The following is a 6,681-nucleotide window of genomic DNA, read 5'->3' as shown; positions in this document are numbered from 1 at the left end:
ATGCACACGTTGCGCATCGCGCTCAAAAGCCGCCTCGAACGCCAGCAGATAGTGCGCGTAACTGATCGGCATGGCTTGCACACCATTGGTGTAGGCAGGCACCAGGGTATCCACGTTATCGCCGGCAATCTTCAGCAGGCGCGCGCGCGACGCGTTGAGCGCATCGCTGTAGTCCATCACCTGAGCACGCAACACGGCCAGGCGATAGGTGGCGTACATGTCCTGGCGGCTGCGCCCGGAGTGGATGAGCGAGGCTTCCGGGCCGATCTTGTCGATCATGATCTGCTCGATCTGCAGCACATCGCTGGGGCTCTTGCCGCCAGGTTGAGCAGCCTGATCGATCACGTGCTGCACGCCACCGGCAATGCGTCGGCCCTGTGGCGCGGAAACGATGCCCTCCTCGGTCAGCATGACGATCGAAGCTTTGTTGATGCGGTTCAACCAGGAGAACTGGCTTTCGTAGGCGCCACCCTTGAGTGTGGACTTGTCCACCGTCGCACCGATCTTGCGGGCCTGTTCGGCGCATTCGGCCGTGGTGCTGCAAGGTAGTTCGGCAGTGTTGGCCGCCAGGACGCTGGATGAGGCAAACAGCGTATAGACGATGGCAAGGTGCAGCAGAGTCTTTCTTGTTCTCATGGTTGTCAGTTCCGCTCGGTATCGATGAGGGCTCGGCTGCCTGGAAAAGCAGCGCCCCAGGGATGCTAGCGGCACACGAAAGAGATATGAAATATATTAAAAATATCAAACCGAGACATTTAAAGTATTCATATGATTTCACCAGAGACCATCTCGCCCAGGAGGTATCAGCGCCCCAGCGACGCGCGCTGATCAGCACGACGCGCACGCTCCCCCATGCCTTTGGCGTATCCAGAGGCTATGGAATCTCGCGCAATTCAATATCCAGAAAGTATTGAATGGCTATTTTCAAGATATTTTATCTAGTGAAAAACCGCTGTTAGCATCCTCGGCATAACTCCAATCAACCAGGTCGACCTGCACTGCCAACCAGTAGGTACGACTTAGCAGTACGCCACCGTCTGACGGTGCGCTGCGCTCTCTGCCGAGGTGGAATATGCCGTACGAATCTTTCTGGCCCCTGGGTTCTCTGCTCAAGCGGAGCCCGAACCTCCGCAGAAAGGCCGTACTGGCCATTGCCCTGCTGGCGACTGCCCTGCATGTCGGCGTCGCCGGTGCCAGCCAGCAGGTGCTGCGTCTGGGGCAGAACGCGCCCTACAACTTCCTCGCCTTCGCCAATGCCGATCTGGGTGCAACCAGCCCGGTCTCCCGTGCCGTGGTCCTGGTTCACGGTGTGCGCCGTAACGCCGACGACTACTACGGCTATGGCCTGAACCTGCTGAAAAAGGCCGGTCTGGAGGCTGGCGACACCCTGCTGCTGGCACCGAACTTCCTCACTGCCGAAGACAGCCGCGCGGGGAACGACATGCCACTGTGGGCACGCGACAAGTGGATGCACGGTACCGCCTCCAGCAACGGCCGACGCGGTATCGATTCCTTCGTCGTGCTGGATGACCTGCTGCTGTATCTGGCCGACCGCCAGCGGTTTCCCGCAATGCAGGAGATCCTGTTGATCGGTCACTCCGCCGGCGGCCAGTTGATGCAGCGCTACAGCATTCTCGGTGACGGTGACGAACGCCTGGCCAGTCGCGGCATCAAGGTCCGCTACGTCGTTTCAAGCCCTTCGTCCTACGTCTACATCGAAGACAGCCGCCTGCAGGACGGCTCGTTCAAGCCGGTGCGCACCGTGATGTGCCCGAGCTTCAGCCGCTATCGCTACGGCCTGGATCGCGCACCGTTCTACCTGACCCGGCAGAACCTCGACGCCAGGCAGCTGTTCCGTCGTTACGCCGCTCGCGACGTGACCTTCATGGTCGGTGAGCAGGACAACGACCCCTGGCACCGCGTCATGGATCGCACCTGCGGCGCCAACATGCAGGGCACGCACCGTGTCGAGCGCCAACTCAACTACCTGCGCTACGAAGCCTTCCTTTCCAGCAGATGGGGCGTGCCGGTCGACCATCCACAAATCACGGTCGCCGGTATCGGTCACAACGCAGCCCGCCTGCTGGCCACGGAAATCGTCGCCGACACGCTGTTCCCCAAGCGCTGACAACTCGTCTGCCCGACTCACAAAAACAACAACGAGCTTGCCATGACTTCGACCCTTACCTCCGCCCAGGTACGTCGGGTGCTGCACCCGCGCAACCTGACCCTGCTGGCTGCGGCGATCCTCGCTGCCCAGGCTCAGGCTGAACCCCTGCCCTCCGCCGGCACACTGTTCGACAACAACCGTGACCTCCTGCGCCCAGCCGAACGTGCGCAGGATGCACCGCGCGGCAATGTACGCATCGAAGCACAGGATGACCGCAGCCAGGCCACGGCCAATCCTGCCGAACAGGCCTCTGCCGCCTTTCGCGTGAATGCCTTCAGGCTCACCGGCAATCGCGAGATCAGCGAATCGCGCCTGCTGCAGACGCTCGCCCCCTACGTTGGCCGCGACCTCAATCTCGCTGGCCTGCGCGAGGCCGCCCAACACGTCACCGACCTTTACCGCAGTCGTGGCTACCTGGTAGCCCGCGCCTATCTGCCAGCCCAGGAGATCATCGATGGCGTGGTCACCCTCGGCGTACAGGAGGGCCGCGTCGGCAGCGTCCGCGCCGAGGCCGAACCCAACGTGCGTCTGCGCCCAGGCATGCAGCAGCGCTTCATCGACGCCATTCCCAGTGGCAGCGTGATTCGAGAAGCCGATCTGGAGCGCGTGCTGCTGCGCCTGTCCGATATCGCCGGGGTTTCCGTGCGTGCCGTGCTGCAACCGTCACGCGAGCCGGGCGCTTCAGACATCGTGCTCAAACTCAGCGAGATGACCGCCTGGACGGGCCGCGTCAGCTTCGACAATCACGGCAACTACTACACCGGCTCCAACAGGGTCACCAGCAACGTCAGTCTCAACGATGCCTTCGGTTTCGGCGAAAGCCTGTTCTTCAATGGCCAGAACAGCTTCGAAGGCATGGAGATTCGCGGTCTTGGCTACCGCCAGCCGCTGGGCGCCAGTGGCCTCACGCTGGGCGCCAACTACGCCGAAATGGAGTACGCCATCGGCAAGAGCCTGAAAACCGCCGATGCCAGTGGTACCGCTGTCGTGTCCTCGGTGTTTCTCGACAGCTCGCTGCTGCGTAGCCGCGACGCCAACATCTCGCTCAACCTGGCCGAAGAACACCGTCACTTCGAGGACGAGGCCGGTGCCTTCGCGGTGAAGAAATCCGCCGTGTTTCGCAGCGCCACGCTCTATGGCGACTGGCGCGACGACTGGGCCGGCAGCAACCGCTGGAGCCTGGCCTACGGCATCGGCAAGCTGAACAAGGACACCCCGCTCGATGCGGCCCTAGACGAACTGACCGCCAATGCCGCCGGCCGCTATCGCAAGGCCAATCTGGCGTTCAGTCGCCTGCAGGATCTCGGCGCGGGCTACTCGCTGTTCGCCTCACTCAGCGGTCAGTGGGCGGACAAGAACCTCGATGCGTCGGAGAAGTTCAGCCTCGGCGGCCCCAACGGTGTGCGAGCCTACCCGGTCGGCGAAGCCGCGGGTGATGAAGGCCTGCTCGGTCGCCTGGAGCTGCGCAAGTACCTCGGGCGCTACCATGGTGCCATCGCCGAGGCCACCCTGTTCGCCGACGGCGATCGGGTACGGGTGAACAAGAACCCCTGGGACGACAGCGAGAACCACCTGACCCGCTACGGCTACGGCGTGGGCCTCAACGTCTACCACCGCGACCTGGTGATGAACGCCAGCCTGGCCTTCTCGCCAGGTGACGACCCGATCAGCGACGAGCGCGACAACAAGCGTTTCTGGCTTTCGATCACCGGCACACCGCAGGCCTTTGCCGGCCTGGCCAAGGACGTCGGCAGCCGCGAGGACTTCCGCAGCAAGACCACCGAACTGGTGCTCTACGGATCACTCGGCCTGGTGCCGGAATACATCGACCGCCGCGACTCCACCCGCGCCGCTGCAGCCGACCAGAGCAAACTGGCCACGCCCAACGGCCGCAACATGTCCAGCTACTGGCGCGCACGTGACAACGTCTCCTACATCGGTGCCCATGCCGGCATCCCGATCAACGATGACACCCGGTTTCTGTGGCAACTGGAATACGGTATCTCGGTTAACTACACCCTCAGCGGCGACGACAGCGCGCCGCTCTCGATCTCGCCCAACACGCGACTGCGCAACTCCGGCGTGGCACTCGACGACGACCGTTTCGGCACACTGCTGTATGGCGTCTGGGACATGCCGCTGAAGGAAAGCACCACCAGCCTGGACCCCTTCAACGGCAAGACCAGCGCGGCCTACTACAACATCATCGGCTCTCCCGGCTTCAACAGCAGCCTGGCCAGCTATGTCTCCGGCCCGCTCACCCAGGCCGACGAAAGCGTCAACTCCGACGCTGCATTCAACCGGCGCCAGTCCGGCGTGGTCGCCTGGTGGTCGCCGGAGTGGCGTGGCCTGCAGGTCAAGCTGGCCTACTCCAACAACGGCATGAGGGCCGCCGAGGACGTCGATCGGGGCTACATCTATGGTGGCAGCGTCACCTACAAGAACGGGGGCTTCACGGCAGTCGCCGCCGCCGAACGTCACGTCAACTACTTCGGTATCGCCAACCTGGGTCGCAATGCCCGCGGCGTGGGTAGCAACACCCATGTCACCGAGGGCACCTCATCGAACGACTACAGTTTCCGCTTCGGCCTGGGCTACCGCTTCGGCAGCACCCAGCTGTCGCTGGTGGCCGATGAGCTGTACTACTCGGAAGACGATGTGATCAACAACAGCACCAGCTTCAGCGACCTGTCCGAATACCGCCGCCGCGCCTACATGCTCGGCATCAGCCACAGCATCGGCGCATGGCGCCTGCGCGCCAGCTACGCACGGGCCCTGCCTGGCGACTGCTCGATGATCTCGGCCAGCGCTATCGACTGCGACACCAGTGGCATGGGCGCGCGCCAGTATGCCCTGGGCGTCGGCTATCGCTTCACCCGCAACACCGAAGTGTTCGCCCACTACGTCCTGCTGAAGAACGCCTCGCTGGCCAACTACAACTTCGCCGTGGCCGGCGCCTACGCGGCCAGCGGCTATTCGCCAGGGGTCGGCACCACCATCAACGCCATCGGCACCGGCTTCAACTATTCGTTCTGAGGAGATGACCGTGAACAACCACAACACCCGTCGCGGCCGTCGTCCGCAACTGCCCTCCCTCAAGCCACTGAGCTATGCCGTGCTCTGCGTGATGCACGGCCTGCTGCCCGTGCAGGCCATGGCGCTGGACAACAATGCGCTACCCAGCAACGGCCAGATCACCGCCGGCAGTGGCCGCATCGATCAGTCCGGCAATGTGCTGGATGTCACCCAGAACAGCCAGAAGCTGATCGCCACCTGGGACACCTTCAATATCGGCCGTGATGCGACGGTGAATTTTCACCAGCCTGGCGCCTCCTCGGTCGCACTCAACCGCGTATTGTCCAGCGACGCCTCGCAGATATTCGGCCAGCTCAATGCCAATGGTCAGGTCTACCTGATCAACCCCAGCGGCGTGCTGTTCGGCAGCAGTGCGGCAGTCAACGTCGGCGGTCTGGTGGCCAGTGCCGGGGATATCACCGACAACGATTTCCTGGATGGACGCCTGCAGTTCGACGGCAAGGGAACAGCTGGTGCGGTGATCAATCAGGGCACCATCCGCGCGGCGGACGGCGGTACCGTCGCCCTGCTCGGTGCCCAGGTACGCAATGAAGGTAGCGTGATCGCGAAGATGGGCTCGGTGGTCCTCGGCGGCGGCGAGAAGATCACGCTCGACTACGATGGCGACGGCCTGATCAACCTGCAGGTCGACGAAGCCGCCATCGATGCCAGCGTGCTCAACCAGGGCCTGCTCCAGGCCAGTGGTGGCACCGTGATCATGAGCGCACGCACCAGTGACGCCATGCTCAGCACGGTGGTCAACAACGAAGGCGTGATCGAGGCCAGCAGCCTGCAGCAACGCAATGGTCGCATCCTGCTCGACGGCGGTGACAGCGGCGTGGTGGCAAGCAGCGGCCTGATCGACGTGTCCGGGCGCAACGCTGGTGAACGCGGCGGCGAAGTGACCATGACCGGCGAATACGTCGGCCTGTTCGACGCTGCGCGCATCGATGCATCTGGCGACATCGGCGGTGGCAGCGTATTGCTCGGTGGTGACTACCAGGGCTCTGGTTCGTTGCAGCACGCCAGTGCCACCCATATGGGCAAGGACGCGCGTATCGATGCCGATGCACTGAGCAGCGGCGATGGCGGCAAGGTCATCCTCTGGGCGACCGAGAGTACTCAGTTCCACGGCAACATCAGCGTCATCGGCGGTGGTGAGACCGGCAAGGGCGGCCTGGTGGAAACCTCCGCCCATGCCCTGGACGTCAGTGGCCGCGTCGACCTCAGCGCCGCCTCCGGCGAAGGTGGCACCTGGCTGCTCGACCCTTACAACATCAACATCACCAGCGCCGCCAGCTCTGGCACTTCCAGCGAAAGCCCATTCACTCCGAACGCTGGCGGCAGCTCGACGCTCAGCTCCGCCACGCTCAATGCCTCGCTCAGCGAGGGCGCCAACATCATCGTGCAGACCTCGTCCGGCGCGGGAACCTCCG

Annotated in this window: 4 protein-coding genes; 3 read left to right on the top strand and 1 reads right to left on the bottom strand. The window is 63.3% G+C overall.

Features of this window, described 5'->3' with window-relative positions; translation table 11 throughout:
* Positions 1-636: lyase family protein (locus J0A65_RS20890; protein ID WP_206596275.1), on the bottom strand; the 636-nt coding region annotated here is incomplete at its 3' end.
* 436 nt (positions 637-1,072) lie between these two features.
* Here J0A65_RS20890 and J0A65_RS20885 point away from each other — a divergent pair.
* The 3 genes from J0A65_RS20885 to J0A65_RS20875 form a co-directional block, all read left to right on the top strand.
* Positions 1,073-2,128 (top strand): alpha/beta fold hydrolase, encoded by a 1,056-nt coding sequence (locus tag J0A65_RS20885; protein ID WP_206596274.1) that lies wholly within the window; start codon positions 1,073-1,075, stop codon positions 2,126-2,128.
* Between the two features lie 42 nt (positions 2,129-2,170).
* The gene (locus J0A65_RS20880) at positions 2,171-5,206 is read left to right on the top strand and encodes a ShlB/FhaC/HecB family hemolysin secretion/activation protein (protein ID WP_206596273.1); all 3,036 of its coding nucleotides are present in this window, start codon (positions 2,171-2,173) and stop codon (positions 5,204-5,206) included.
* Positions 5,207-5,216: 10 nt separating this feature from the next.
* The coding region (locus J0A65_RS20875) for a filamentous hemagglutinin N-terminal domain-containing protein (RefSeq protein WP_206596272.1) at positions 5,217-6,681 on the top strand (1,465 nt) is incomplete at its 3' end.

Source organism: Bowmanella yangjiangensis, from assembly GCF_017255015.1.
Classification (GTDB): Bacteria; Pseudomonadota; Gammaproteobacteria; order Enterobacterales; family Alteromonadaceae; genus Bowmanella; species Bowmanella yangjiangensis.
The sequence above is the reverse complement of the archived record's forward strand: the minus strand, read 5'-3'. Positions and strand labels throughout refer to the sequence as shown.